This window comes from Flavobacteriales bacterium (assembly GCA_016700415.1).
Lineage (GTDB): Bacteria > Bacteroidota > Bacteroidia > Flavobacteriales_F > PHOS-HE28 > PHOS-HE28.
Genome location: CP065018.1, coordinates 28,564 through 55,229 on the forward strand (window position 1 = coordinate 28,564; position 26,666 = coordinate 55,229).

At 60.0% G+C, this 26,666-nt stretch carries 25 protein-coding genes; 20 read left to right on the plus strand and 5 right to left on the minus strand.

Annotated features, from left to right (window positions below; genetic code table 11):
* The first annotated feature begins 82 nt into the window (after window positions 1-82).
* The 5 genes from IPP95_00125 to narI are packed head-to-tail and all read left to right on the plus strand — an operon-like array spanning window position 83 to window position 7,739.
* On the plus strand, window positions 83-928 hold the full coding sequence (locus IPP95_00125; protein QQS72679.1) for a c-type cytochrome: 846 nt from the start codon (window positions 83-85) through the stop codon (window positions 926-928).
* A gap of 16 nt (window positions 929-944) precedes the next feature.
* Window positions 945-4,571, plus strand: a complete 3,627-nt coding sequence (locus IPP95_00130; protein ID QQS72680.1) for a nitrate reductase subunit alpha — start codon at window positions 945-947, stop codon at window positions 4,569-4,571.
* A gap of 20 nt (window positions 4,572-4,591) precedes the next feature.
* Complete coding sequence (gene narH, locus IPP95_00135; protein ID QQS72681.1) at window positions 4,592-6,085, plus strand: nitrate reductase subunit beta; 1,494 nt, start codon at window positions 4,592-4,594, stop codon at window positions 6,083-6,085.
* Between the two features lie 26 nt (window positions 6,086-6,111).
* Complete coding sequence (locus IPP95_00140) at window positions 6,112-6,777, plus strand: hypothetical protein (protein QQS72682.1); 666 nt, start codon at window positions 6,112-6,114, stop codon at window positions 6,775-6,777.
* Window positions 6,778-6,785: 8 nt separating this feature from the next.
* The gene (narI, locus tag IPP95_00145) at window positions 6,786-7,739 is read left to right on the plus strand and encodes a respiratory nitrate reductase subunit gamma (GenBank protein QQS72683.1); all 954 of its coding nucleotides are present in this window, start codon (window positions 6,786-6,788) and stop codon (window positions 7,737-7,739) included.
* A gap of 101 nt (window positions 7,740-7,840) precedes the next feature.
* On the opposite strand, the gene IPP95_00150 is transcribed toward narI, so the two are convergent.
* Genes IPP95_00150 through IPP95_00160 form a run of 3 tightly spaced genes read right to left on the minus strand, consistent with a single transcriptional unit; the run spans window position 7,841 to window position 10,337 of the window.
* Complete coding sequence (locus IPP95_00150) at window positions 7,841-8,536, minus strand: Crp/Fnr family transcriptional regulator (GenBank protein QQS72684.1); 696 nt, start codon at window positions 8,534-8,536, stop codon at window positions 7,841-7,843.
* Between the two features lie 26 nt (window positions 8,537-8,562).
* Window positions 8,563-9,606 (minus strand): cytochrome-c peroxidase, encoded by a 1,044-nt coding sequence (locus IPP95_00155; GenBank protein QQS72685.1) that lies wholly within the window; start codon window positions 9,604-9,606, stop codon window positions 8,563-8,565.
* Window positions 9,603-10,337, minus strand: a complete 735-nt coding sequence (locus IPP95_00160; GenBank protein QQS72686.1) for a hypothetical protein — start codon at window positions 10,335-10,337, stop codon at window positions 9,603-9,605. Before IPP95_00160 ends, IPP95_00155 begins: the two co-directional genes overlap by 4 nt.
* A 234-nt stretch (window positions 10,338-10,571) precedes the next feature.
* Between IPP95_00160 and IPP95_00165 the strand changes: the two genes are divergently transcribed.
* The 5 genes from IPP95_00165 to IPP95_00185 are packed head-to-tail and all read left to right on the plus strand — an operon-like array spanning window position 10,572 to window position 16,378.
* Complete coding sequence (locus IPP95_00165) at window positions 10,572-12,623, plus strand: T9SS type A sorting domain-containing protein (protein ID QQS72687.1); 2,052 nt, start codon at window positions 10,572-10,574, stop codon at window positions 12,621-12,623.
* A 17-nt stretch (window positions 12,624-12,640) separates the two neighbouring features.
* Window positions 12,641-14,626 (plus strand): tetratricopeptide repeat protein, encoded by a 1,986-nt coding sequence (locus IPP95_00170; protein QQS72688.1) that lies wholly within the window; start codon window positions 12,641-12,643, stop codon window positions 14,624-14,626.
* A gap of 3 nt (window positions 14,627-14,629) precedes the next feature.
* Entirely contained in the window at window positions 14,630-15,046 is a 417-nt protein-coding gene (locus tag IPP95_00175) for a cytochrome c (GenBank protein QQS72689.1), read from the plus strand.
* Window positions 15,036-15,956, plus strand: a complete 921-nt coding sequence (locus IPP95_00180; GenBank protein QQS72690.1) for a hypothetical protein — start codon at window positions 15,036-15,038, stop codon at window positions 15,954-15,956. The genes IPP95_00175 and IPP95_00180 overlap by 11 nt, the downstream gene beginning before the upstream one ends.
* The gene (locus IPP95_00185) at window positions 15,953-16,378 is read left to right on the plus strand and encodes a hypothetical protein (protein QQS72691.1); all 426 of its coding nucleotides are present in this window, start codon (window positions 15,953-15,955) and stop codon (window positions 16,376-16,378) included. The genes IPP95_00180 and IPP95_00185 overlap by 4 nt, the downstream gene beginning before the upstream one ends.
* A 6-nt stretch (window positions 16,379-16,384) precedes the next feature.
* On the opposite strand, the gene IPP95_00190 is transcribed toward IPP95_00185, so the two are convergent.
* Entirely contained in the window at window positions 16,385-18,043 is a 1,659-nt protein-coding gene (locus IPP95_00190) for a multicopper oxidase domain-containing protein (protein ID QQS72692.1), read from the minus strand.
* Window positions 18,044-18,183: 140 nt separating this feature from the next.
* Between IPP95_00190 and IPP95_00195 the strand changes: the two genes are divergently transcribed.
* From IPP95_00195 to IPP95_00205, 3 genes are all read left to right on the plus strand, one after another.
* The gene (locus IPP95_00195) at window positions 18,184-18,642 is read left to right on the plus strand and encodes an OsmC family protein (protein ID QQS72693.1); all 459 of its coding nucleotides are present in this window, start codon (window positions 18,184-18,186) and stop codon (window positions 18,640-18,642) included.
* A 168-nt stretch (window positions 18,643-18,810) separates the two neighbouring features.
* Window positions 18,811-19,221 (plus strand): hypothetical protein, encoded by a 411-nt coding sequence (locus tag IPP95_00200; protein ID QQS72694.1) that lies wholly within the window; start codon window positions 18,811-18,813, stop codon window positions 19,219-19,221.
* A gap of 20 nt (window positions 19,222-19,241) precedes the next feature.
* On the plus strand, window positions 19,242-19,703 hold the full coding sequence (locus IPP95_00205; protein ID QQS72695.1) for a hypothetical protein: 462 nt from the start codon (window positions 19,242-19,244) through the stop codon (window positions 19,701-19,703).
* Between the two features lie 371 nt (window positions 19,704-20,074).
* On the opposite strand, the gene IPP95_00210 is transcribed toward IPP95_00205, so the two are convergent.
* Window positions 20,075-21,136, minus strand: coding sequence for a cytochrome-c peroxidase (locus IPP95_00210; protein ID QQS72696.1), 1,062 nt, complete (start codon window positions 21,134-21,136; stop codon window positions 20,075-20,077).
* Between the two features lie 279 nt (window positions 21,137-21,415).
* Between IPP95_00210 and IPP95_00215 the strand changes: the two genes are divergently transcribed.
* The 7 genes from IPP95_00215 (at window position 21,416) to IPP95_00245 (ending at window position 26,634) form a co-directional block, all read left to right on the plus strand.
* A complete protein-coding gene (locus IPP95_00215) occupies window positions 21,416-21,835 on the plus strand; it encodes a hypothetical protein (GenBank protein ID QQS72697.1) in 420 nt (139 codons plus the stop codon).
* 15 nt (window positions 21,836-21,850) lie between these two features.
* Complete coding sequence (locus tag IPP95_00220; GenBank protein QQS72698.1) at window positions 21,851-22,432, plus strand: cytochrome b/b6 domain-containing protein; 582 nt, start codon at window positions 21,851-21,853, stop codon at window positions 22,430-22,432.
* 94 nt (window positions 22,433-22,526) lie between these two features.
* Entirely contained in the window at window positions 22,527-23,231 is a 705-nt protein-coding gene (locus IPP95_00225; GenBank protein ID QQS74153.1) for a carboxymuconolactone decarboxylase family protein, read from the plus strand.
* Window positions 23,228-23,818, plus strand: a complete 591-nt coding sequence (locus tag IPP95_00230; protein QQS72699.1) for a TetR/AcrR family transcriptional regulator — start codon at window positions 23,228-23,230, stop codon at window positions 23,816-23,818. Before IPP95_00225 ends, IPP95_00230 begins: the two co-directional genes overlap by 4 nt.
* Window positions 23,815-24,246, plus strand: coding sequence for a hypothetical protein (locus IPP95_00235; GenBank protein ID QQS72700.1), 432 nt, complete (start codon window positions 23,815-23,817; stop codon window positions 24,244-24,246). The genes IPP95_00230 and IPP95_00235 overlap by 4 nt, the downstream gene beginning before the upstream one ends.
* Window positions 24,243-25,580 carry a TolC family protein gene (locus IPP95_00240; protein ID QQS72701.1) on the plus strand — a complete coding sequence of 446 codons (1,338 nt, stop codon included), beginning with the start codon at window positions 24,243-24,245 and terminating at the stop codon, window positions 25,578-25,580. The genes IPP95_00235 and IPP95_00240 overlap by 4 nt, the downstream gene beginning before the upstream one ends.
* A gap of 7 nt (window positions 25,581-25,587) precedes the next feature.
* Entirely contained in the window at window positions 25,588-26,634 is a 1,047-nt protein-coding gene (locus IPP95_00245; protein QQS72702.1) for an efflux RND transporter periplasmic adaptor subunit, read from the plus strand.
* Window positions 26,635-26,666: the final 32 nt, after the last annotated feature.

Here is a 26,666-nt window from a genome sequence, read left to right on the forward strand (position 1 = left end):
ATTCTGTTCCGTGCCGTGCGTGAACATTGGCCCAGCGGAATTGAACCTGCTTCACGCTTACGATCACCAACGATCACCACCGATGCGACAACCGATCAAGCTTCTTCCGATCCTGTTCTTCCCCCTGTTATTGGTCCATCAACCGGCCTCGGCCCAGGATGGGGAAAAGATCTTCAAACAGAATTGCGGCGCGTGCCACATGATCGGCCGCCGCTTGGTGGGGCCTGATCTTACAGGGATCACGGACAAGCGGTCCAAGGAATGGGTCCACTCCTTCGTCAAGTCCTCGCAGACGATGGTCAAATCCGGCGATCCGGACGCAGTGGCCATTTTCAAGGAATACAATGAGATCATGATGCCGGACCAGCCCCTCAGTGCCGGGGATGTGGATCAGGTGCTTGATTACATCAACAGCTTCGGTGCAAAGGGGGCCACGGCCTCCTTGGATACGGCCGCGGCAACGCCCATCATTGCGTTCACGGACGCGGACCGCGAAACGGGCCAGGCCCTGTTCACGGGCCGCTCCCGCTTTACGAACAAGGGTGCCGCGTGCATCTCCTGCCACAACGTGACCAACGACCAGGTGATGATGGGAGGGAGCTTCGCGAAGGACCTCACCGGCGTTTACGGGCGTATGGGCCAAGCGGGCGTCGCGGGTATCCTGGGGGCGCCGCCTTTCCCGGCGATGGCCACCGCCTATGCCAACACGCCGCTCACCGAGCAGGAGGTCCATTCGCTAACGGCCTTCCTCGAGCATGCCAACGCGGTGAGCGCCGATCAGGCGGTACGGTCACACTACAGACCCTTCGTGATCTATGGGGGCGGCGGATTGATCGCGCTGCTGGCCTTCATCGGCTTTCACTGGCGCGGACGGATCAAGAGGACTGTGAAGGAGGACATCTACGATCGGCAACTGCGATCCAACTGAAGAAAAACGGAACACCATGAGCTGGATAGAAGACATCATTTCGCCCAAGTCCCGACAGTGGGAGGAGTTCTACCGCAACCGCTGGCAGTATGACAAGGTGGTGCGCAGCACCCACGGCGTGAACTGCACCGGTGGTTGTTCTTGGAACATCCATGTGAAGGACGGCATCGTGGTATGGGAGATGCAGGCCCTGGACTACCCGTTGCTCGAGGAGGGGCTTCCGCCCTACGAGCCGCGCGGCTGCCAACGGGGCATCTCCTATTCGTGGTACCTCTACAGCCCGATCCGCGTAAAGTACCCGCTGATGCGCGGTGCCTTGATGGACCTCTTCCGCAAGGAGAAGGCACTGACCGGGAACGACCCGGTGCAGGCTTGGGCCAACATCCAGAACGACCCGGAGAAACGCACGCGTTATCAACGTGCCCGTGGTAAAGGCGGCTTCCGCAGGGCGCATTGGGACGAGGTGCTCGAGCTGATCGCCGCTGCCAACATCCACACCGTACAGAAGTACGGACCGGACCGGATCATCGGCTTCTCGCCCATCCCGGCCATGTCCATGATGAGCTACGCTTCCGGCGCACGCTACCTGCAGCTCATGGGCGGTGTGAACCTCAGCTTCTACGATTGGTACTGTGACCTGCCCTGTGCATTCCCCGAAGTGTGGGGCGAACAGACCGATGTCTGTGAAAGCGCCGATTGGTTCAACTCCAAGTTCTGCGTGAGCATGGGCGCCAACCTCGGCATGACCCGCACGCCCGACATCCACTTCTTCTCCGAAGCCCGGCACAACGGCACGAAGACCGTGGTGATGTCGCCGGACTTCAGCATGGTGGCCAAGCACGCCGACCAGTGGATCCCCTGCCACGCCGGCAGCGATGGCGCGTTCTGGATGGCCGTTACCCACGTGATCCTCAAAGAATGGCACTCGGACAAGCGGACACCCTACTTCCATGAGTATGTGAAGCGCTACACGGACTGCCCCTTCCTGGTGGAACTCGAACCCAACGGGGAGCACTTCAAGCCCATGAAAATGGTGCGTGCCAACCGCCTGGATAAGTTCAAGGACATCAGCAATGGTGACTGGAAATTCCTGTGCCTGGATTCCAAGACCGGCCAGCCCGTGACCCCTAAGGGCACCATGGGCTACCGTTGGGACAAGGAGCCGGGCAACTGGAACCTGAAGTACGAGAACGGTCCGGACAACGCGGTATATGATCCCGAACTGACCTTCCTGGAAAATTGCGAGGAAGTGCTCCAAGTGGAGTTCGTGGAATACGGGTTGAAGAAGAAGGTCCTCCGCGGCATCCCGGTAAAATACCTCACCGGTGTGGACGGCCGTCGCATCCCGGTCGCCACGATCTATGACCTCACGATGGGCCAATACGGCGTGGGCCGTGGTCTTTCCGGCGAATACCCGAAGGATTACGACGACAAGGAGCAGGCCTACACACCGGCATGGCAGGAGATCTTCACCGGCATCGGCAAGAAGACGGTGATCAAGTTCGCCCGCGAATGGGCCTCCACCGCCGAGGCCACCGAGGGCAAGTGCATGGTGATCGTGGGCGCTGCCATCAACCACTGGTTCCATGGCAACCTGATGTACCGCGCGTCCATCATGGCGCAGATGCTCACCGGGTGCAACGGCAAGAACGGTGGTGGCATGAACCACTATGTGGGCCAGGAGAAGCTCGCACCGGTCGATTCGTGGGGCACCATCATGGCGGCCAAGGACTGGGTCGGTGCCAACCGGCTCCAGCAAGGGCCCATCTGGCACTACATCAATTCCAGCCAATGGCGCTATGACGGCTGCCAGGCCGATTACAACAGCATCCCCGATGATGCCAACCCGCTGGCGAAGATGCACTCGGCGGACTGGATCGTGAAGTCCGTGCGTAACGGATGGATGCCCTTCTACCCGCAATACAACAAGAGCAACTTGGAGATCGCCAAGGAGGCCAAGGCCGCCGGAGCGAACACGGACAAGGAGATCGCGGACCATGTGGTGTCCCGCCTGAAGTCCGGCGATCTGCTCCATTCGGTGGCCGATCCGGACGATCCGGTGAACTTCCCCCGCAACTGGTTCATCTGGCGCGGAAATGCCCTGATGTCAAGCGCCAAGGGCCATGAGTACATGCTGAACCATTACCTCGGCACGCACCACAACGACATCGCCGATGAGGTGGCCGGGACCATGGTCAAGGACATTGTGTATCGCGACAAGTCACCCTCGGGCAAGATGGACCTGGTGGTGGACATCAACTTCCGGATGGACACCTCCGCGCTCTATTCGGACATCGTGCTGTCCACCGCCTCCTGGTATGAGAAGGCGGACATCAACAGCACGGACATGCACTCCTTCATCCATCCGCTTTCCGAGGCTGTGCCGCCGGTGTGGGAGGCCAAGACCGACTGGCAGATCTTCCAGATCATCGCGCAGAAGGTCAGTGAATTGGCCAAGCATCACCTGCCCACGCCTGTGACGGACATCGTGAACGTGCCGCTGCAACACGACAGCGCCGACGAGATCACGCAGACCAGCATTCAGGACTGGAGCAAGGGCGAATGCGAGCCCATCCCCGGCAAGACGATGCACAAGATCGTTACCGTGGAGCGCGACTATACCAAGATCTACGAAAAGTACATCTCGCTCGGTGGGAACATGAACACCAAGACCCTGGGCGCCCACGGCAACTCGTACATGGCCGACGACGTGTATGCGGAAATGATCGAGGATAAGCGGCACGTGCAGCGGATCGATGGCAAAGACCTGCCATCGCTGAGGGAGGATGTGGAGGCCGTGAACGCCGTGTTGAAGCTCTCCACGCTCACCAACGGGATGCTGAACGACCGTGCGTACAAGAACATGGAGGTGAAGGCCGGCATGGTGCTGGCCGACCTCGGCGAGGGCAGCAAGGACGTGCGGATCGATTACAAGGACCTGCAGGCCCAGCCCCGGCGCTACAACACCTCGCCGCTGTGGTCCGGCCTCATGAACGATGGCCGTGCCTATGCCGCGTACACCTACAACGTGGACCGCCTGATGCCTTGGCGCACGATGACCGGGCGGCAGCACACCTACCTCGACCATGATGGCTACATCATGTTCGGCGAGCACTTCACCACCTACAAGCCCTCGCCCACACCACAGGTCTATGGCGACCTGCGCAAGACGGTGAACGACGGCAAGGCCAGGATGCTCAACTGCCTCACCCCGCACGGCAAGTGGCACATCCACTCCACCTACGGTGATACGTTGCGGATGCTCACCCTCTCCCGCGGCATGGAACCGTGCTGGATCAATGAAAAGGATGCGGAGGAATTAGGTATCAAGGACAACGACTGGGTAGAGGTGTACAATGACCACGGGGTCTACTGCACGAGGTCCTGCGTCAGCTCGCGGATCCCGCGCGGGGTATGCATCGTGTACCACTCACCGGAGCGCACCTATTCCGTGCCCAAATCGCAAGTGCGCGGTGGGCGTAGGGCAGGTGGGCACAACAGTTTCACACGCGTACACCTGAAGCCCAACCTGCTGATGGGGGGCTACGGCCAGTTCTCCTACCACTTCAACTATTGGGGACCGGTGGGTGCAAACCGCGACACCCACGTGCTGGTGCGCAAAATGGACAAGGTCGAATTCTGAACCACGATAAAGCCAAGACCATGAACGTCAGATCACAGATCACAATGGTGTTCCACCTCGATAAGTGTATCGGGTGCCACACCTGTTCGATCGCCTGCAAGAACATCTGGACCGATCGCCGGGGTGCGGAATACATGTGGTGGAACAACGTGGAGACCAAGCCCGGTACCGGTTACCCCACCAAATGGGAGGACCAGGACGTCTACAAAGGCGGCTGGGTGAAGGACGGCAACTCCGTATCCCTGCGCGGGGCGGGCAAGTGGAAGGGGTTGAAGAACATCTTCCACAACCCGAACATGCCCGTGCTGGAGGACTACTACGAACCTTGGACCTACAAGTACTCCGACCTGTTCACCGCACCGGAGGGGGATGACCAGCCCACGGCGCGCCCCGTGTCCTTGGTGACCGGCGAGCATATCGACGTGAAGGCCGGGCCAAACTGGGACGATGACCTTGGCGGCTCGCAGGACTACGCCCGCAAGGATGTCAACTTCAAGGAGCTCTCACCGGTGGAGCAGGAGAGCCTGTTCCAATTGGAGCGGATGATGATGTTCTACCTGCCGCGTATCTGCAACCATTGCCTCAACCCGGCCTGCGTGGGTTCCTGCCCGTCAGGTGCCCTGTACAAGCGTGGTGAGGACGGCATCGTGCTGCTCAACCAGGAGCGTTGCCGGGCATGGCGCATGTGCGTCACCGCATGCCCGTACAAGAAGAGCTACTACAACTGGAACACCGGCAAATCCGAGAAGTGCATCCTGTGCTACCCGCGCCTTGAGTCGGGCCAGGCGCCTGCCTGCATGCACTCCTGCGTGGGCCGCATCCGCTACCTCGGCGTGATGCTTTACGATGCCGACATGATCGAGGCCGTGGCCTCCTGCCCGGAGAACGAGCTGGTGGACCGCCAGATGGCCATCTATCTGGACCCGAACGACCCGCAGGTGATCGCCGCCGCCAAGGCCAATGGTATCGCCGACTCCACGATCCGCGCGGCACAGCAATCACCGGTGTACAAGTTCGTGAAGGAATGGGGCATTGCCCTGCCCTTGCACCCGGAGTACCGCACGTTGCCGAACCTCTTCTACGTGCCGCCGATGCTGCCGGCCATGGCGAGCGTGGACAGCGATGGCGTGTATGATTCCACCACCAAGTCCCTGTGGGGCGGAGTGGAAACCTCCCGCCTGCCCATGAAGTACCTCGCCAGCCTCTTCACCGCCGGTGATGAGGAGAAGGTGCGGAACGTCCTGCGCAAATTGCTCGCGGTGAAGATCCACCGCCGTGATGCCACCGTGGGCGACCTGACCAAGGAGGAAGTGGAGGAAGCACTACAGATCGGCAGCACCAACCCCGGTGAAGCGGACGCTATTTTCCGGCTGACCTCTTTGGCCACCTTCAACGAGCGTTTCGTGATCCCGCCCGCACACCGCGAGGAGAGCATCGAGATGATCGAAGCGACCGCCGACGTGAAAGGCGAGACCGGGTTCGGATTCAAAATGAAGCCCGCCCGCGGCCTGTGATCATGCAAGCCGAACGCTATGCCCTGATGGCCGGATTGTTCCGGTATCCCAGCCCCGAATTGCCCGGGGCCGTGCAGGCATGCCGTGCCATGTTGATGGCCACCTATCCCGAGGCCGTGCCCGATCTGGAACGCTTCGCGACCTGGGTGGAGAATACCGCGATGTACGACCAGGAGGAGATCTATACCCGGACCTTCCACGTGCAAGCCATCTGCTACCCCGATCTCGGTTATGTGATCTTCGGGGAGGACTACAAGCGCGGTGAGTTCCTCGTGAACATGAAGCGCGAGCAGGCGGAAGCACAGAACGACTGCGGAGGTGAGTTGCCGGACAACCTGGTCAACGTCCTGACCTTGTTGCCGTTGATGAAGGACCATGCCATTCGCGATGAATTGTGCGTGCGCATCGTCATGCCCGCACTTCGCCTCATGCTCAAGGAGTTCGAGACGGCGCGCATGGCGCTACGGGAGAAGATGCTCATGCGCAAGCACAACGCCATCGTGCTCCAAGGGTGCGAGGACGGGAACGTGTACGGCAACGCGCTGAACGCATTGCTCACCCTCCTGCAAAGTGAACATATCGAGATCGAGAACCACGTGGACGAACTCCCGGCCTCACAAGCATTCATTCACGGTGCCGCCACCTGCGGTACCTGCAGTACCCCACATCCTAAGACCTTAAAAACGACCTGACCATGGTGATGCTTACCACAATACTCGGCGATTGGGCCCTCCCTTTGTTGCTCGTGCTCGGGGCGGCGGTACTGTATTTGGCGATCGGCGCATACCTCAAGGCCAAGCGGACGATCCAGGAACAAGGCATCGCACCAAGGACCCATAGGCCCAACTATGTCATGGTGTTCTTGGCCATGCTCGGTGTGGCGGTCCTGGTGTCCTGGGGGCTGAAGCTCGGCTGGGACGCGGGCGGGGCGGTCATCAACATGATGACGCTCGTGGCCTTCCCGTACATCGCGTTGGCCATATTCCTGATCGGCTCGGTCTACCGTTACATCAACCGGGGCTTTCAGGTCTCCTCGCTCTCCTCGGAATTCCTGGAGCGCAAGAAGCTCTTTTGGGGAAGCCAGCCATTTCACTGGGGCCTGATGTGGCTCTTCTTCGGCCACCTGATCGCCTTTCTCTTCCCGGCAAGTGTCCTTGCATGGAACGGTGAGCCTGTGCGGTTGTTGATCTTGGAGATGAGCGCCTTCGTTTTCGGACTTGCCACCTTGATGGGATTGGTGCTCTTGATCCGTCGCCGCCTCGGGAGCCGCAAGGTGATGATGGTGACCAACCGCATGGACATGCTGGTGTATGTGGTCCTGCTCGTCCAGATCCTGAGCGGATTGATAGTCGCCGTGGCCAACAACTGGGGAACCTCTTGGTTCGCTTCGTCGATCACGCCCTACCTGCGCAGCGTCTTCGCCTTCAACCCTGATGTGGCGGCGGTGAGTGCCCTGCCATGGACGGTGAAGATGCACATTTTCTCGGCCTTCTTCATCGTGGCCATCATCCCCTTCACCCGCTTCATGCACTTCCTGGTGGCACCGGTGGATTACATCTGGCGCGGTTACCAAGTGGTGATCTGGAACTGGAGCCGGAAGGCGATCCGTTCCTCCACGAATTACTTCCCGGGCAAGAAGGGGATGAACCACTGAGCGCACCCTCCGCAGGTCAGGCCCCAAGTGTCCGACCCTGCGGAGCCATAAGGTCTATGCCATATGGAGCATGGCCTGCCGGGCGTTGACCGGTTCGTCGATCAGGACGATCGCATTGCCTTTTCCAGCTCCCGCTTCTTCAGCACACGGATCTCCTTTCCCACGAGTTCGATAATGCCTTGCTGTTGGAATTCGGCCAAGGTCCTGATCACCGATTCGTAGGTGGTGCCGGCCATGCTGGCGATGTCCTTTCGGGAAAGGGTGAATGCGAATTTGCGCTTGTCCGTTTCATCGAAGCCGAAGGTGTCCCGGTTCCGCAGGAGCGTTTTGGCCACGCGCTGGGGCACGTCCAATTCCATCTGGTCGCGCATGTCCTGGTCCAGCTTGCGCATTTCTTCGGTGAAGTAGAGGAGGAAGTGGTAGCAGAACAGGTTGTTCGCCCGGAGCGTGCTAAGGAAGAGGGGCATGGGTATGGAGTTCACCCGGGTCTCGCTCAAGGCTGTGACAGCTGCGGTGTAAATGGGCTTGTCGCCGATGGCCCGATGGCCCAGCACTTCGCCGTCGCCCGCCACGCGGATGATGCGTTCGGACCCCTCGGCCTGGCGCACGACCACCTTCACCCGGCCTTTGTAGATCATGAACATGTGCGTGGCCACTTGCCCATCGCTGAAGATATGCTCGCCCTTGCGGAATGTGAGCACGGTGTTGCCCTCCCGCAGCAGTTCCCGCCATTCGGGGCTACAGTGTTCGGCGATCAATTTGTCAAGGCGAACGGGTTGTGCAGGTGTCTTTCCCATGGCCGCCAAGTTAGCGGTCAGTGCGTTCAGAAGGGGCTGGCCAATGCCGTGTCGGTCAGGAAGGTCTGGTCGGTGAAGGTGTGCAGGAAGGCCACCAGGTCGGCTTTCTGCTGCGGGGAAAGGTTCAGCCCCGTCTCCTTGCCGGGCTTGGTCATGATCGGGTCAAGGCTGGCCGAAGGCCTCACGCCGGAGTTGTAGTGCTCCACCACTTCCTCCAGTGTGGCGAACCGGCCGTCGTGCATGTAGGGCCCGGTCTGTGCGATGTTCCGCAGGGAAGGGGACTTGAAGGCCCCCATGTCCGTGGAGTTGCCCGTTATCATGTAGCGGCCCTGATCATTGCCCGTGAAGACCGAGTCCAGCCCGATGTTGTGGAAGGCATTGTCCGTGAGGAGCGGGAATCCGTGGCAGTGGAAGCAATCGCCTGTCTCAGTGAGGTAGACCATCATCCCGTTCATCTCCGAGGGCGTGAGCCCGATCTCGTACCGGAGATACTGGTCCAGCCGGCTGTTGGAGGAGATCATGCTGCGGAACCATTGTGCCAATGCTTTGCTCACCGCATCCTGCGTGATCGTGGAGCTGCCTAATGCCGATTGGAACAACTGCGGATAATCGGGGTCATTCTGCAGGACGCTCACGTCCACTTCAAAGAACTCCTCCACCTCGAAGCGCATGATGTCCTCCAGCGTGCCCTGCACGTTGCCCTTCCACAAAAAATTAGTGCTCCAGCCTAAGTTGACATGGGGCAGCACGTTGAGAAAACCGGGGGGGACGGTGGGCACACTGAAGCCCAGCTCCTGGGAATGGCAGCTACTGCACGAACGGCCTGCCCTGGGGCCGTTCGTGGAGAGGAGGGGGTCGTAGTAGAGCCTGCGCCCCAGTTGGATGCCTTCCTGCGTGGTGGGGTTGTTGGCCGGTACGGTCATCTGCGGGAAGTATCCCGGCCCTGCGAGGTCCACGGGTGTTCCGGATGGGCCGGAAGTGGCCGCTGTTGGTTCAACCGAGTCCCGTTTGCAGGAGGAGGCCAGAAGCACCGGGATGAGGAGGAGGCCCGCAAGAAGGGATTTGTTCATGGCTGATAGGCGATGGTGAAGGCGTTCGCGCAATTCTCCTGCAGCTGGCCCATCAGGTCCATGTTGCCCATGGAATAGTTGCCCGTAGCGAGGTCATACGTGTTCGGCGTGCGGAATACTTCGTTGAGGTTAAAGGTGAGCTGCAGTTTTCCGCCGCTGCCGGTGATGGTAAAGCCTTGTTGCAGCTCGGCGTGGGGCAGGAAGGCGTTCTTACCGATGTGCATGGCATAGCCCGGTGTTGTTCCGTCGGAAACGAAGCGACCCTCGAACTTGATAAAGTGGTAACCGCCGCCCATCGGTTCCGGCCAGGCCATATTGATGTTCTCGATGGTGTTGGGCAAGGCGCCCGTAATGTTCAGCGCCGGGGGCAGGCCCAGCAACATGGTTGCCCCGCTGTACGTGCCGGCGCGCAAGCTGCTGAGGTCGAAGTCCGTCACCCCGGCGGCGTTCACGTACCACGGGCCGTGCAGGGTATCATTCGCGGTACTGCCCGTGCCCATCAGCACCAGCTCGCTCAGGTAGTATTCCACCTTTGTGACACTGTAAAGCGCACCCGCCTCATTCGTATAGAGCAAGGTGTCGTAGGTCAACGGCAGGCCGTCCACCACATGGCTTACGCTCAGAACAGCCGGGTCGGCAGGAACGGCGGCGGGCGGGTACGTCGTCTCTTTTTTGCAACCACTAACGAGCATGGATAGCAGGAAGGAGGGGAGCAGGAGATGTCGGAGCATGATGGTTAAAAGTTGTTCGTTCCACAAAGAACGGGATCGGTCGATCATTTATGGTGATATGTATCACATAGGATGAATGTGGATCAGGCATGGGGTGATCTAAAAAGTCAATGAATACGGGGGAAGGAAGGTGTGGCATCGTCGATATCCACGATCAAGTTGAAAAATAATATGACATAGGTCATACAAATGCCTGTTGATCTCCCTACCTTGCCCTCACAAACGCCCCACACGATGCGACACCTTTACCTTCTGCTCCTTCTGCTGTTGATGGTCCGGACCGGTACGGCCACGGCCCAATGCACCACCAACAATGCCACCTCCTGCGCCTGCCCTGACGGGAGCCAGGATTGCGACCTGCTTCCGGACGTGACGATCTCGTGGTATGCCCTGTTGAACTACTTGAGCGGGCCCAACGAGGAGGCTGGCCGGATCTATGTGACCGGCTCCACACCGAACATCGGCATGGGGCCCTTGGAGGTGCGCGGCGTGGACCTCGACGGCTATCGGCGTTTTACCTGCGGTACGGACACCTTCACGGTGTACGACCCGAACGCGCAGCAGCAGTTCGCCTGCCCGAACGGCGGCACGGCCAAGCAGCTCACCACCCAGCGCATCTTCCACAAGAACGGACCGACCATGACCTCCCGGGAGCGCGTGATGCCGCAAGGCATGACCTATCACCCCACTCACGGGCATACGCACTACGACCAATGGGGCATCTACAGCCTGCGGATACCGGAGGCAGGGGTGACGGACCCGCGGGAATGGCCGATCCTGGGGCAGGGCTACAAGCTCGGCTTTTGCTTGATGGACTACAATAGCTGTGGCAGCTCATCGGTAACGAACCATTGCAAGGATGACAACACCGTGTACAACGCGGGGAACAGCTTGACGACATCGGATTTCCCGAATTACGGGCTCGGCGGGCCTTACGGCTGCAGCATGGTCCGCCAAGGGATCTCCTCGGGCTATACCGATATCTACAGCGAGTACCTCGATGGCATGTGGATCAACATTCCCGCCAACACCTGCAACGGCGATTACTGGATCGTCTATGAGGTGGACCCGCTCAATGTGGTGGAGGAGGCCAATGAGGAGAACAATTTCACCGCCGTGCCCATTACGCTGACCCAGCAGTCCTCTTCCGCCCCGCCCATGGCCGCCATCCATTGCGATGAGCAGGCTTATGTATGCCCTGGCGGTCAAGTGAAACTGCAAGCCAATGCAGGCGTCTCCTACCAGTGGTCCAACGGTGCTACGACCAATTCCATCATGGCAGACCCCGGTACGTACTCTGTAGTGGTGACCACGTATTGCGGTACGGCCACCTCCGCGCCGTTCACCGTTACGGAACTCCCCCAACCCGGGCCGCCCGTGGTTGAGGATGCCTTGGTCTGTGAAGGCGGGATCGCCGTGCTCACCACCACCGCTTCAGATCCGGTATGGGCCGATGCCCAAGGAAATACACTGGGGACCGGATCCAGCTATGAAACACCTCCGTTGTACGCCTCCACCACCTATCAGGTGACCAGCACGAATACGCTGGCCGGTGCCCTGTTGCACGGTGGGAAGCTCGATAACAGCGGGGGAGGCAACTACCATGCGGGAGGGATCGCCCTGAAATTCGATGCGCAGAAGTCCTTCCGGCTGAAGTCCGTGCGGCTCTTCGCGGGCAGTGCGGGCATGCGCACCATCGAAGTGGTGGACGTGGTCGGCGTGGTGCGCCATACACGTTCTGCCTTCGTTCCCGCCGGCGAATCGCGCATGGACCTGGACTTTGATATCCTTCCAGGAACGGACTACACGCTCACTGTTGCCGGCCAAGTGGACCTCTGGCGCAGCACCAGCACCGTTTCCTATCCTTACACCATCGGCGATGTGGCCACCCTTACCACGTCGAGCGTGGGCTCGTCCTACTATCCCTATTTCTTCGATTGGGAAGTGGAAGTGGGCGGTGGGCAATGTGCCAGTGCGCCCACCATGGTACAGGTGGAGGTGGAGATCTGCACGGGGGTGAATGAGCCGCTGTCGCTGCGCGGCTTCGAAGTATATCCGAACCCGAGCAACGGCTTCTCCGAGATCTCTCTGCACTTGCTGGCACCGGCCGAGGTGCTGTTGGACCTCACCGATGCGCTGGGCCGGAACGTCCGTACCGAGCGCTTCCACGCAGTAAGTGGCCAAGTGCTGCGACCGCTCGACACGAGCGTGTTGCCCAAGGGCATCTATCTGCTTTCCCTGCGGATCGAGGGGCGCCTCTTCCAGCGCAGGCTGGTGGTCCAATAGCAACGGGATGATGGGCCATGGCGACTAAGCGGACCCGCTCGTTCGGCAAGTGGCGCACGGCCACCCTCGTGGGCGTACATCTGCTTTTCATCGCCCATTTCATCCACTGGAAGCTGCGCGGGCGCACCTTGGCGCCGCTGGAGTTCAACGAGGTGCTGTACACGATCCATCAAGGCATCGTAACGGCGGGCTTCATCTTCATGGCGCTGGTGATGGTGGCCACCTTGTTCTTCGGCCGCTTCTTCTGCTCGTGGGGATGCCACATCCTGGCTTTGCAGGATGCATGCGGCTGGATGATGGACAAGCTGCGCATCCCGCGGACCTCGATCCGTTCGCGCACCTTGGTCTGGATCCCTTTCGTGGTGATGGGCTACCTTTTCATCTGGCCGCAGATATTGGCCTTGTTCCACGGGCTGGACCCCGCATCGCTCCATGTGGTAGAGGCCAGTGCAGCAGGTGGCTGGTCCTCATTCAGCACGGACAACCTCTGGCGTAACCTCCCGCCACCGGGCATCGCTGTGCTCACTTTCTTCATCTGCGGTTTCCTCATCGTTTACCTGCTGGGCAGCCGCGGCTTTTGCTTTCAGGCTTGCCCGTACGGTGCGCTCTTCAGCATCGCCGACCAGTTCGCCCCGGGGCGTATCGCTCTGAACGTCGCCAAGGATTGCACCTCATGTGGCTTGTGTACCAAGGCCTGCACCTCGGACATCCTCGTGCACAAGGAGCTGGCCCAGCACGGCATGGTGACGAATCCGCGCTGCATGAAGGACCTTGACTGCATCGCGGCCTGCCCCGAGGATGCCATCACCTACGGGTTCCGGAAGCCGCCCCTGTTCCGCAAGGGCCACCCGTTGGGCACCTATGCAGGCCGGTACAGTTTCTCCTTGGGAGAGGATATCCTGCTGGCGGTGGTCTTTCTGATCGCGATGTTCATTTTCCGGGGGCTGTACGATGCCGTCGCCTTCCTGATGGCCGTGGGCCTATCGGTGTGTACCGCTTATCTCGTTCTGATGGGTTTCCGCCTGTGGAAACGGAAGACCATGAAGGTCCGTGGACTGGTGCTGCGGAGCGATGGCCGGTTGCACTCGGCCGGTGTCGCTTACGGTGTGGTCGTGCTGGCCTTGGTGGCGTTCACGCTCCACAGCGGTTTTGTGCAATTCCTCACCTGGCAAGGAAAGTCCGCGTTCAAGGAATTGGCCGGTGCGCCTGCCGGAAAGATCGACCGCACCGAGCTCGACGAAGCCATCTCCCATTACGAAAAGGCATTGTATTACGGTCTGGTCGCACCCATTGACCGGCGCAAGGAACTGGCGAACCTCTATCTGCTTGCCGGCCAGGCGCCCAAAGCCATCACCCTGCTTGAAGGCATCGTGGAACAGGACCCCGAACATGTGGAGGCGCGTTACCGGTTGGGCGAGCTGGCCATGGCGGCAGGGGACCGGAAGCGGGCACTGGAACATTGGAGGAAGACCCTTGAACTGGGGACGCCCCGGCCGCATGGCAAGGACGAGGAACTGCTGGGGAACGCCGCGCTCCAAGTGGGGATCGACTTGGCCGGTGCCGGCAAGATGGACGAAGCACGTGCGATGTTCCAACGGTCGCTCCAAGGAATGCCGGGGGACCCGCGCCCGCAGTTGGCCTTGTCCGCGCTGGAAAGTGCCGCAGGACATGACGATGCCGCCATCGATCTGCTGGAACAGGCCTTGCGCAACGGTGCGGAAGAGGCACTGGTGCGGAATAATCTGGGCGCGCTCCATCTTCGGCAGGGGCACTGGCAGGAAGCACTTTTCCAATATGATCGCCTTGTGCAATTGCGCCCCGGGGACAGCAATGCGCAGTACACCCTCGGCGTGGTCCAGGCCCGGACCGGCGACACCAGCGGCGCGCGTTCTACCTTGCAGCACGCTCTTGCGCTCGATCCCGGGAATGCACGTGCCCGGACGGCCTTGTCCGTGCTTGATCACCAAGGGGGTGGTGCCGGGAACGCGCTTAACGAACAGTGAACCATGGCACACCGATCGATCCCCTTCATCCTCCTTTTTTTCATGCTGATCACAGCCTTCCGACTTTCCCAAGGCACGGGCGACCCATGGAAGGCCCCGGCGGAAGCTGACGCCTTGGTGGACCCCTTGGCCAAAGATGCCAAGGCTGTCACAAAGGGAGCACGGGTTTTCACCTCGCTCTGCTGGACTTGCCACGGTATGCAGGGCAAAGGCGATGGGCCGAACGCGGCCGTGCTCACGGTCCACCCGGCCGATCTGGGTTCACCGGGGATCCAGGCCCAATCCAACGGCGCTTTGTACTGGAAGCTCACCCACGGGCGCGGGGAGATGGCCTCCTACGAACAGGTGCTTTCGCGCGAGCAGCGCTGGGCCGTGGTGCATTACCTGCGTACCTTGAAACACGGTCCGGATGAAAAGTAGTCCACTGTTCGTCCATTTATTTTTCGGGGCACTCCTGTGTGCGTCCACGGCCGGGGTGCAGGCCCAAGAGGCCGGTAAGCCCGAGCTGGTAACGAACACCTTCTCGTGGTCGCAGGTGATCAATGCGCAGTCCATCGAGGTGGTGCCCAGAAAGCGTTCCTTCGGCTTCATGATCCAGCACCGCTTCGGTGCCTTTGGCATGGATGATCAATCCTACAAGCAGTTCTTCGGCCTGGACCTGCCCGCCAATATCCGCTTCGGCTTCCAGTATGCGGTGAGCGACCGGATCCACTTGGAGGTCGGCCGTTCCAAGAACGGCAAACTGGTGGACCTGGCGGTGAAGGCCCGGATCCTGCGGCAGACCGTGGACAATACCATGCCCATCTCGGTCACCGGCTTCTTCGATGCTGCGGTGATGACCGATGCGTTCCCCGCCGTGGCGGATAACTACTACTTCGCCGATCTGACCACGCCTTTCGTTTACGAGTTCAAGCACCGTATGTCCTACAACTCACAGGTGATCGTGGGCCGCCGCTTCAACGAGGTGTTCTCCCTGCAGGCTGCGGGCGCCTTCGAGTACCGGAACCTGGCACCTGCCGGAGGGGAGAACCTCACTATAGCCGTCCCGGTCAGCGGGCGGATCAAGGTCTCCACCAAGGGGGCCATCCTCTTCGAGTATGCACCGGTGGTGCAAGGGCGGCAACCCGTTGACCACCTTGACCCGGTGGCCATTGCTTACGAGCTGGCCACCTTGGGCCACGTGTTCCAGATCATCATCGCATCGAGCGGGGAGATCATGGAGCAGCGCTTGTACACTGCGCCACAGGTGCGCTACGATGAAGGCAACATGCTGCTCGGCTTCAACATCTCGCGCACGCTATTCGTCAAACCCAAGAGTCCACGTCCATGAGCACCTGTCGGGTTGTGTGGCCCATCGCGGCATTCATACTGTTGCTAATGGCGGGATGCGCCAAGGATGAGGGTCCTGTAGTGCTTCCCCGAGCGGATGTACCAGGCACGGTGGACACCGCCTACTTCAACACGGAGGTGGTTCCCATCTTCACCCAGCACTGTTGGAATTGCCATCCGACCAATGGCGGACTGGATCTTGGTGCTGCGGCGGCGTATACCGACCTGGTGAACGTGGTCTCCATGGGCTATGCGCCGGATGTGCGAATCGTGCCCGGCGATCCGGATGCATCGGTGCTGTGGCACAAGATCACGGGATCTACGAGCTATGGCCTCACCATGCCACCGAACGGCGCCACGCTGAACGCGGCAGATCTTCAGACCATCCGCGACTGGATCGAGCAGGGCGCCTTGGACAATTGATCGGCCTTATTCCCGCACCACACGGACCCGTGCCGATGATCCGGGCCCATCCAGCACGATGGTGTACAGCCCCGCCGGGAATGATCCCATGGCGATGCTGCCCTCTGTATTTCCGCTTCCCGGAGCACGTTGAAGGACACGCCCCGTGAGATCCATGATGGTAGTGGACCGCACGGCGAACGGTGCCTCGTAGGTTACGGTGGAGGATGTGGGGTTCGGGAACATGCGCACGTGTGCGGAAGCCGTTGCCTCTGTGATCCCCATGTTCGGGTCCGTCACGATGAACTGCAGCATCATCATGTTGTCCTCGTGCATCAGGTTGTGGCAGTGGTACATGTAGGGGTAGCCATTGCTCAGGTGCTCGAAGCGCATGATCGTGCGCACCGTTTCGAACCTGTCCACCAGCACCACGTCCTTCGCTCCGGCCTCTTCGGGTGCCACCGCAACACCATTCCGGTCCAGCACGAAAAACGAGACGCCGTGGACGTGCATGGGATGCGCCATGTTGGAGTTGTTGACGTAGGTCCAGATCTCCGTGGCGTCCAGTTGCACCGTGTCGTTCACCACGTTGATGTTGAAGACCTGGCCGTTGATCAGGAACATGCCCATGCCCACCATGCCGTTTCCGGTGATCGTTTTCACGCGGGTGCGCACGGCTTGTGCCTCGGGTATAGGCGTTGCACTGCCCAGCACGGCGGGGATGCTCGTGACCGGGTTTGTGGTGGGCGCCTGCACGCGGATGCGAAGCAAGGGGAAGTCGATGCCGTTGAGCGCACTGGTCTCCCAGAGGATATTGGCGCTGCCGGGCACGGTGACGGGAAGCTCGCTGCCGAAGCTCATCAGCAACAGGCTGTCGCCCTCCATTCCGGTAAGGTCCAGAAGTACTTCGGCGCGTTCACCGTTGCTGAGGTCCAGGCGTTGTAGCGGTACCGGAGCGTTCAACAGCCCACCGTCACCGGCGATCATGGTGAACATGCTACTGTCCTGCAGCCCGACACGATAAACACGCGAGTTGGATCCGTTCAACAGCCGCAGCCGCACCATTTGTGCGGGCAGGTCGAGGTAAGGGTGCGGCGTTCCGTTCACCAGCACTGAATCACCGTAAGGTCCAACGACGAATTCGCCGCTGGCCAAGAAACGACGGTCCTGCAACACCACGGGAATGTCGTCAACGCCGTAGGTGCGGGGCAGGTCCAGCGCGGATTCCTCATCGTCCTGCACGATGATCAAACCGGCGATCCCGCGCGTGGCCTGCGTTCCGGTGAGCATGTGCGGGTGCGGATGGTACCAGTACGTTCCCGCCGGGTTTACCACGTCGTACTTCACGTCCCAGTCCATGCCGGGGTCGATGGTGCGTTGCGGACCACCGTCCATGTCGCCGCTCACGTGCATACCGTGCCAGTGCATGGTGGTGACCTGCGTGAGCCCGTTGTGGACGCGCAGCCTTGCCGTATCCCCTCGATGGAAGATCAATGTAGGGCCGAGATAGTCGCCGTTCACGCCCAGTGTGGTGGTATTCATGCCGGGATAGAACTGGTGCGTGTGCTGGCCCACGTTCAGGTGGAAAGTGTCCTCGTCCAGCGCTGGCGGAATGGCCAACGGCTGCTGGGCGAAGGCACTGGAAATGGAAAGCACGGCAACGGATGTGAGGAAAAGTGGACGCATGTATGAAGGGTGTTCTAAGGTGGTGCAACAAACGCGGGTGCAATGTACCCATGGTGACATTGCTCACATCCCGGAAGGTGCGGAGGCAAGACCTTTGCGCATCGCCGATCGGATGTTCCGGGCGGCATAATTCAAAGACGATGACACACGACGTGGATGCGGTATGGATGGGAAAGATGCAGTTCAATGCACTGGTGGGCGGCCACACGGTGATCATGGACGGTCCCGAGCGCGCAGGCGGGGAGGACCAAGGGCCGATCCCGAAGCCCTTCATGCTCACCGCGCTGGCGGGCTGCACCGGCATGGACGTGGTAGCGCTGCTGCGCAGGGCGGAAAAGCCGCTCGATCGTTTCGAGGTCCGCGTTTCCGGGGAGATCACCAAATCACACCCCATCCAGTATTCCAGCGTCCACGTGATCTATGAAATGCACGGTGAAGCGGCACATGAGGAAGAAGCCCTTCGCGTGGTGGACCGCTCCCAGAATGAGCTGTGCGGGGTGAGCGCCATGATCAAGAGGGCCTTGCCCGTCACATGGGAGGTGACCTACAATGGGGTCGAGCGCTTCAACAACAAGGAGGCAGAGGTCGTCGGCGCGTAGTTCCAGACAATATCTCACACAGGGCCTTCCGTCGTACGGCGGAAGACCCTGAGCGGAAGGAGGTCTTGAGTGTGACTTGCTCCCGTGAACCATTCAGCCGGACAGCGTTTTGTTTCTGACAATGGTCAGCTTCCCGGACCACCTTGTTGGCCACTTTTGGAACGACCCATGAAAAAGCAACTCTCCTCTCCGCGCGGATCCCTGATCACCGCGGGGGTGATGGGTCTTTTCGGGCTCATCACCTTGGCGGCCAGTAGCTCGTTGTTGTTCAACCTTGGGGGAGCGCAGGAGGCCGCAGGTCATACCGTTCCGGTGGTGCTGTGGATGAACTTCTTCGTAGCCTTCCTCTACCTGATCGCGGCATACGGATTGATCTCCCGCAAGGGATGGACGCCGGCCGTACTTGCCATCGCCGTGGTGCTGATGCTGGTCGCCGCGATCGGCTTTTACTTCCATGTAAGTGGTGGCGGCGCGTATGAGCAACGCACGATCGGCGCGCTGTCATTCCGCATCTTTGTCACCGTGCTGCTCTATGCGGCCGCACGGTACTACATCCGACGTTCAAATCCAAGCAACTGATCAATACAACTCTTGAGCCCATGAAGACCACACCGATCATCCCCTTCTTCCTCGCAGCCCTGCTGGCCACGGCCTGCGGCAGTTCCGACACGACCCACGAGGGTCATGACAACGATACCACCGCGGTGGAAAGCCCGGAGCATGATGACCACGCCGGCGACGAGGGCAACGCGGTGCAATTGGACAACGGCAAGACCTGGGAAGCCAACATCGAGACCACCGACGGGGTGAATGCCATGTTGGATCTGGTAGAGGCCTATGACCCGGCCAGCGGCAAGGGTGCCATGTTGAAGGAGGAGCTGGAGGCGGAGTTCAAGGAGATCTTCGCCAAATGCACCATGACCGGCGAGTCGCACGAGCAACTGCACAACTACCTCATCCCGATCCACAAGACGCTGGACAAGCTTAGCCCGGAGCCATCGGCCGCGGAGCTTTCGCAACTCGGTGACTACTTGAAGACCTATGGGAACTACTTCCACTGAGGAGTAGCGCGACCCCACCGGGGAATTGATCTCCGGTACACAAAGACCCCGCCCGACGCGACCGCGTCAGGCGGGGTCTTTTATGCCATTTCGTAGTACAATTCAGTCCGAAGCCGGGAGCGGCATTCGAGGTGGCTCCAATGTTGAGCGGGGCCATTCAATTTGGACAGGATCAGCTGATCATTGCTGGAACCAGAATGTTCGGACGGGAGATGGAAAGCGAACATCGAAGCAGTATAGCAGCCCCAAAAATCGGGTGCAACTGTAATGAGAAATGGTACTGGGTTTTGTTAGATCCGCGTTGGGGTCACGGTGTGAATGGGAAATGAGGACCAGGCTCGCACGCAGGAGCACCGATACATGGGGGCTCTTCACGGGGTGGCCGCACTGACCTTGGCGGTGGCGGGGACCACACCTGTAAGCACTTCGAGGAAGGCCTTCAGGTCCGTTACCTGCTGATCGCTAAGCTCCTTGCCCAGCTGTACTGTACCCATGATGCGGATAGCCTTGTCCAGTTCCGCCACCCGGCCATCGTGGAAATAGGGTGCTGTCTTCGTGATATTCCGTAGGCCAGGCACCTTGAATAGGTCCCTGTCGCCCTCAGCACCGGTCACATCCTTCCGACCCTGATCGTCAGGACTGCTCCCCGTAAGTGGACGGAAATCGGCATGCACGCCGAACTTCTGCAGCATGGTACCGCCCATGGCCGCACCCGTATGGCAAGTGGTGCATCCCACCTCCATGAAGGTGAGCAGGCCAGCACTCTCACTAGGGGTAAGCGCTGTGGCATCGCCCTTCAGGAAGTCATCGAAACGGGAAGGGGTCAGCAACGTTCGTTCGAAGGCACCGATGGCCTCGCGGATGTTGGCATATGTAAGTGGGTCCTTATCGGCTGGGAAGGCTGTGCTGAATAAAGGTGAATAGTCCGCTATCCGCTTCAGCTTCTTCACCAAGGTACCTTCCGATGGGATCCCCATTTCCACGGGGTTCATCACCGGCATACCGGCCTGCTCTTCCACGTCGACAGCACGCCCGTCCCAGAACTGCATGTTGTGCAGCGCGGCATTGTATACCGTGGGTGAATTGCGCGTACCTAATTGACCGCGCACTCCCGTGGAAGTGGGCGTGCCGTCCACGCCATACTTGTCCAGCTGGTGGCAAGAGTTGCAACTGATAGTACCGTCCGAGGAGAGTTGTGGGTCCATGAAGAGCTTAGCACCAAGAGCGACCTTCTCCGGCGTATCCGGCACGGCCGGATGCACCACCACCTCCGGCAGGGGCTGGAAGTAGTTCAATGCCTGAACCCGCAATGCTTTGTCGATCTCCAGTTGGTCCGCAGTACTGCCCGCCGCAGGGGGAAGGGTCGGCGTTGTGCTGCCCCCTCCGCAGGAAGCCAGCAGCATTACGAAAAGATAGCCTGTTGAAATGCGCATGGGTCTGTGGTTGGCATGTAAGGTAGGCCTTTTCCGGGGCCAATGCCCTGATAGGAGTCAGTTCCTTCAACCTCTGCACGGACTCCAGCGCTTTCGGCGAGGACCCTGCAGGCCGGTCCGGGTGCGCAGGGTCCCGAGGTGGAGGGCCTGCGCAGTTCTGAGGTCTGACCCTGCCTTGAACCCCTTGGCCCATGCCGCATGTAGCGGTAAGTGACAACTATCACCGTTTGCGCATGTTAGTAATCACTAACTTCGTCCCCGAAAGAAAAGAACAGCATCATGAACGGCAAGAACAACATTGCGATCGGCTTCCTCATCATGGGCGGATTCATGCTCTATGGCTTCCTATTGATCTACCTGCGCGATTTCGCTCCGGATAAGCAGGCATGGGTGGACACCTACTCCACGGGCAAGCACTTTGAATCGCGCTTGGCGCACGTGCATGGCAACCTCTTCGCCGTACTGAACGTGATCATCGGCTATCTGCTTCTGCACTTCCACGGAAAATTGAACAATTCCAAAGCGATCTCCTGGTTGGCCATGGCCGGTCTGCTAATGCCCATCGGCATACTGGCCGAGGTCTATTTAGGCGTACCGCCGGCACTTGTTCTGGTCGGGGCCATCGCCATGACCTCTTCCGTGATCTGGCTTGGCATCTCGTTCTACACCATGAAGCTCACAGCGAAGGAAGCGGCGTAAAAAGGCCGGCCCACCATGGAAAAGAGAAGCTATCCCGCCATCTACCGGATCGTCCACTGGGCCATCGCGGTTTCATTCATGCTGTTGCTGATCACGATCTTCCTGCGGTTGACATGGATGAACAAGTACAACGTGGCGGCCATCATCCAGGACCAGCTGGCCGTTACGGGGCAACAGCTCTCCCAAGACCAGGCCATCGCCATGGCCAAGAAGATCAGGCAGCCGATGTGGGACTGGCACATCTACACGGGCTATGCGCTCACGGGCTTGTTCGCGCTCCGCTTCATGCTTCCCGCCTTCGGGCGAATGAAGTTCCAGAACCCGCTGGGCAAAGGCTTGTCCACAACGGCGAAGTTCAGGAAGTGGACCTACCTCATTTTCTACGCCTTTGTGGTCGTCTCATTGGTCACCGGGCTGCTGATCGTCTGGGGGCCGAAGGGATGGAAGGAGCCGCTGGAGCAGGTGCATGTGCTGAGCATCTACTACCTACTGGGGTTCATCGTGGTCCATTTGGCAGGTGTGCTGAAGGCTGAGTTCACGGACCGGAAGGGGATCATTTCAAGCATTGTAAGTGGCCCTGATGATGCCGGACGATAAAGAAACGATCATGGACCAGGAAGGGACAAGTGCCCTGTTATCCGGTACCGTTCCTGTGCAGGAGGGATCCCTGTTGAAGGCTTCCGTCCAACCCATGGATGCGCACAATACAAGCGAACAGCGGAAGCCGACACCGGAGGAAGTGATACCCGGGTCGATACGCTTCAGAGCGGAGTACAAGCGCAAGTTCAGTTTCTTGGAGATGTACCGCTCTTTCGTATGCGTGCCAAGCGCGATCATGTGCATGGTCGGGAACAACAAGAGCAAGTTGGTGGACCCCGATCTCGTGCGGCGGATACAATTGGCCGTGACCGAGGTGAACGGTTGTGCAGCGTGTTCCTATGAGCATGCCAAGAGGGCCCTGCGCCAAGGGATGAGCGGTGCGGAGATCAGCAGCTTCCTAAGCGGAGCGGATGGCTTCATCAAGCCCGAGGAAGCAAAGGCCATCGTGTTCGCCCAGCATTTTGCGGACTCACGGGGCTTTCCGAAGGAGTACGCCTATGAAGCGATCGTGAGGGAATACGGGGAAAAGAAAGCGCGCATCATGCTCGCTGCGGCCCAAGTGATGATCGCCGGGAACATGTACGGCATACCCTACAGTGCCTTCCAGTCCCGGCTCAAGGGAAAGCCCTTCAAGGACAGTTCCCTGTTCTTTGAGCTGGGGATGTTGATAGGCGGTGTGCTTTGCCTGCCGGTCGCGATCCTTCATGCGGTCCTACGGGGCTCGTTCGACTTGGAGAACGAACGGCTGGACAGGTCCACTACCGATCAACGGACAACGGGAAACATTGAACAATGAGAACGGACATCACCCCTAGGCAATTGGAGATCATCGCCGCAGCCGGCCAGTTGATCAGTGAGGACGGCTATGCCAAGCTCACCACCAAGCGCCTGGCAGAGCGCATGCACTTCAGCGAAGCCGCACTTTATCGGCACTTCGCCAGCAAAGAGGACATCCTGGTGAAGATGCTGGAACTGCTCACCGCATCGGTGCAGGAACGCATGGAGGCGGTGACCGCACAGGAGGAAAAGCCGGACATGCGTTTGCGCGCCATGTTCGACAGCCACTTCACCTACTTCAAGGCGCACCCGGAATACCTGATGGCCATTTTCGCCACCAACTTCATGGAGCCATCACCGGTGATCGATACCGCGATCAAGAACTTGATGGAGGTGATGCGACATCATCTGCGAGCGGTCGTAAGCGCTGGCCAGAAAGCGGGCACCTTCACCCGGGTGATCCCCACCGACATGCTGGTGCAGATCGTGATGGGCACCTTCCGGCTGCACATGTTGCAATGGCGCATGACGGGCAAAAACACCGATGTGAAAAAGGTCGGCAACAAGTTGATCAACACCGTACTCACCTTAATAGCTGCAAGATGAAGAATACACGAAATACAAATCGGGTACGGTGGGCATTGATCGCGGTGCTGCTGCTATTCGGCGGTGTCACGTTGTTCCTGAGCACCTCGGTCCTGTTCGATCTCTTCGGCATGCGGGAGAAGGAGGGCAACTATGTGCAGATCGTGGTGCTGGCGAATTTCTTCGCGTCGGTCCTCTACATCGTTGCGGCGATCGGCCTTCTCGCGCACCGGCTCTGGGCGCGCTATCCCCTGTGGATGGCCAGCGTGGTCCTGATCACGGCATCCATGGCCTTTGCCTGGCATGTGTACCAAGGCGGCATCCACGAATCACATACCATCAGCGCATTGGTCTTCCGCACAGTGCTCACGCTCGCTTTCTACGCAACGGCTGTCTGGGTCGGCCGTGCGCAACAGCAACAGCATCACACGACCACTGGACGATCATGAACCACAAACTCACGATCATCACCGCAGCACTTGCGCTCCTGCGTTGGCCGCTCGTGGCCGCGTTGTTGTTCAGCCTTGCTCCGGTGCATGCACAAGTGATGTCCCTGCAGCAATGCATCGACTCCGCGCTGGTGCATGAACACCGCATCAAGATCGCCGATACCGATGAGCGCATCGCCGACGAACGGCTCCGCGAAGCACGCGGCGGGATGATCCCGAAGTTGCGTGCCGGGGCGGATTACAAGTACTACGTCGACCTGCCATACCAACTGATGCCGGCGACCGTTTTCGGCGGACCTTCCGATGTGTACCGCGCGATCCAATTCGGCACACCGCAGAACGTAACGGCCAACCTCGCATTGCAAGTCCCGCTCTATGACCCGACCGCCATCGGCGCCATCCGGGTGAACAAGGAAGCCGCTGCCATGGCGGGCATTCAAGGCGAACGCACACGCGAGGACGTGGTGCTGGAAGTGAGCGCTGTGTACTACAACGCGCAGATCATCCAGAGCCGCTTGGCCTTCGTGGACAGCAACCTTGTGAACGCCGAGGAACTGGTGCGTTCGCTAAGCCTTCTGCACGAGCAGGCCCTGGCGCGCGGTACGGACGTGGACCGGATGAAGCTACAGCGCGATCAACTGAAAACACAGCGCGAGCAAGTGCGGTCGCAGCGCGAACAAGTGCTCGATGTCCTTCGGATCTTCATGGGTATGCCTACGGATGCTCCCGTAGCCGTTGCCCCCGTGGAGCCGGTCACGGTAGAACCCGTGGCCGGATCGGGCACCACAACGGCGATGCGCCTTGCAGACCAAGCCTTGCACCTGCGTTCCGCGAAGCTGAGCCTGATGAAGCAGGCGCGCTATCCGAGCCTGAGCGGACAAGGCTTCTATGGCACCACGGGCTTCGGGCCCGTCGGCGCGGACGATCAGTTCGACTTCTATCCCATGAGCTTCCTCGGGCTTCAATTGCAGGTGCCGCTTTTCCAAGGCACCATCGTGCAGCACCGCATCAAGGCGGAACGCTACGAACTGGAGAAGGCCGAAGAACAACGCGCCGCATTGCAGGACCGCGAAGGCATGGAACGGCGGACGGCGGAGCGGCAGTTCACCGTGGCACAAGGGACGGTGGTGAACGCCGTGGCACAGCTCGAACTCGCGGGCCGGATCCGGAGCAATACCGTCGCACTGCATCAGCAGGGCTTGGCCGCTGTCTCCGATCTGGTGATGGTAGACCAATCCCATCGCCAAGCACAGCAGAACTACTTAGACGCCTTGGTGGACCTACGGAAAGCACAACTCGAACTGGAACGCCTCAACGGCGGTCTCTTGAAATGATCAGACCATGAAACGCAACATCATCTGGATCGTCCTCATCGTTCTTCTCGCCTTGACCATCTGGAAACTCGCCAGCAACAAGAGCATTCAGGAGGAGCGCGTCTACCGGCACGACCGCAACGCGGCGGTGAATGTCACGGTTGACACCGTGCGGCAACAGGCCTTCACCGAGGGCGTGCGCTACACCGGCACCATCAGCTCTTTGTTGGAAGGCAAGGTGATGGCGGAGGTCCCCGGCCGCGTGGTGGCCGTGGCGGTCGCGGAAGGGCAATGGGTGGAGAAAGGCCAGGTGATGGTGAAGCTGGACGGCGACCTGCTGCGCTTGCAGATGCAGGCTGCCGAAGTGCAGGTGGAAGGCTTGGAGAAAGATCAGCAGCGCTACAGCATCCTCACTGGCGCGGATGCCGTGCAGGGCGTGCAGTTGGAGAAAACCGAACTGGCTTTGCGCGGTGCGCGGATCCAGCTCAGTACGCTGAAGGAACAGGTGCAGCGCACCACCATCACTGCACCGTTCAGCGGCTTCGTCACGCAGCTCGGCGTGGAGGTGGGCACGGTGTTGAACCCCTCGATGCCGGTGGCCATGCTCACCAACGACCGCGCCTTGGAACTGGTGGTATCGGTACCCGGCCCCGAGCTTACCGCATTCCGCAAGGGACAGACCGTAATGGTGATGCCGGAAAGCGGCGAGGCGCAAGTGCCCGGCACCGTGGAAAGCGTGGGCAATCGCGGTGACATGGCGCACAATTTTCCGGTGCGGATCACCCTAAAATCCGATGCGGACTACGGCGTGAAACCGGGCATGGCAGCCACCGTGCGCTCCATACCCACGGATGCGAAGGCGTGGCCGACCATCCCGTCCACGGCCATCATCGGCTCTTCGCTGGATCCCGAAGTGTACGTGGTGGAGAACGGCATCGCCAAGCGGAAACGTATTGTAACGGCCGGTCGCGACGAAGGCCTGGTGGCCGTCTCCCAAGGCCTCGCTCCTGGTGAGACCGTTGTCACCAGCGGATTCATCAGCCTCGCCGACGGAGCACCCGTGAAATTCCGCTGATCAAAACGAACAAACGGAAACAAACCCGGCAC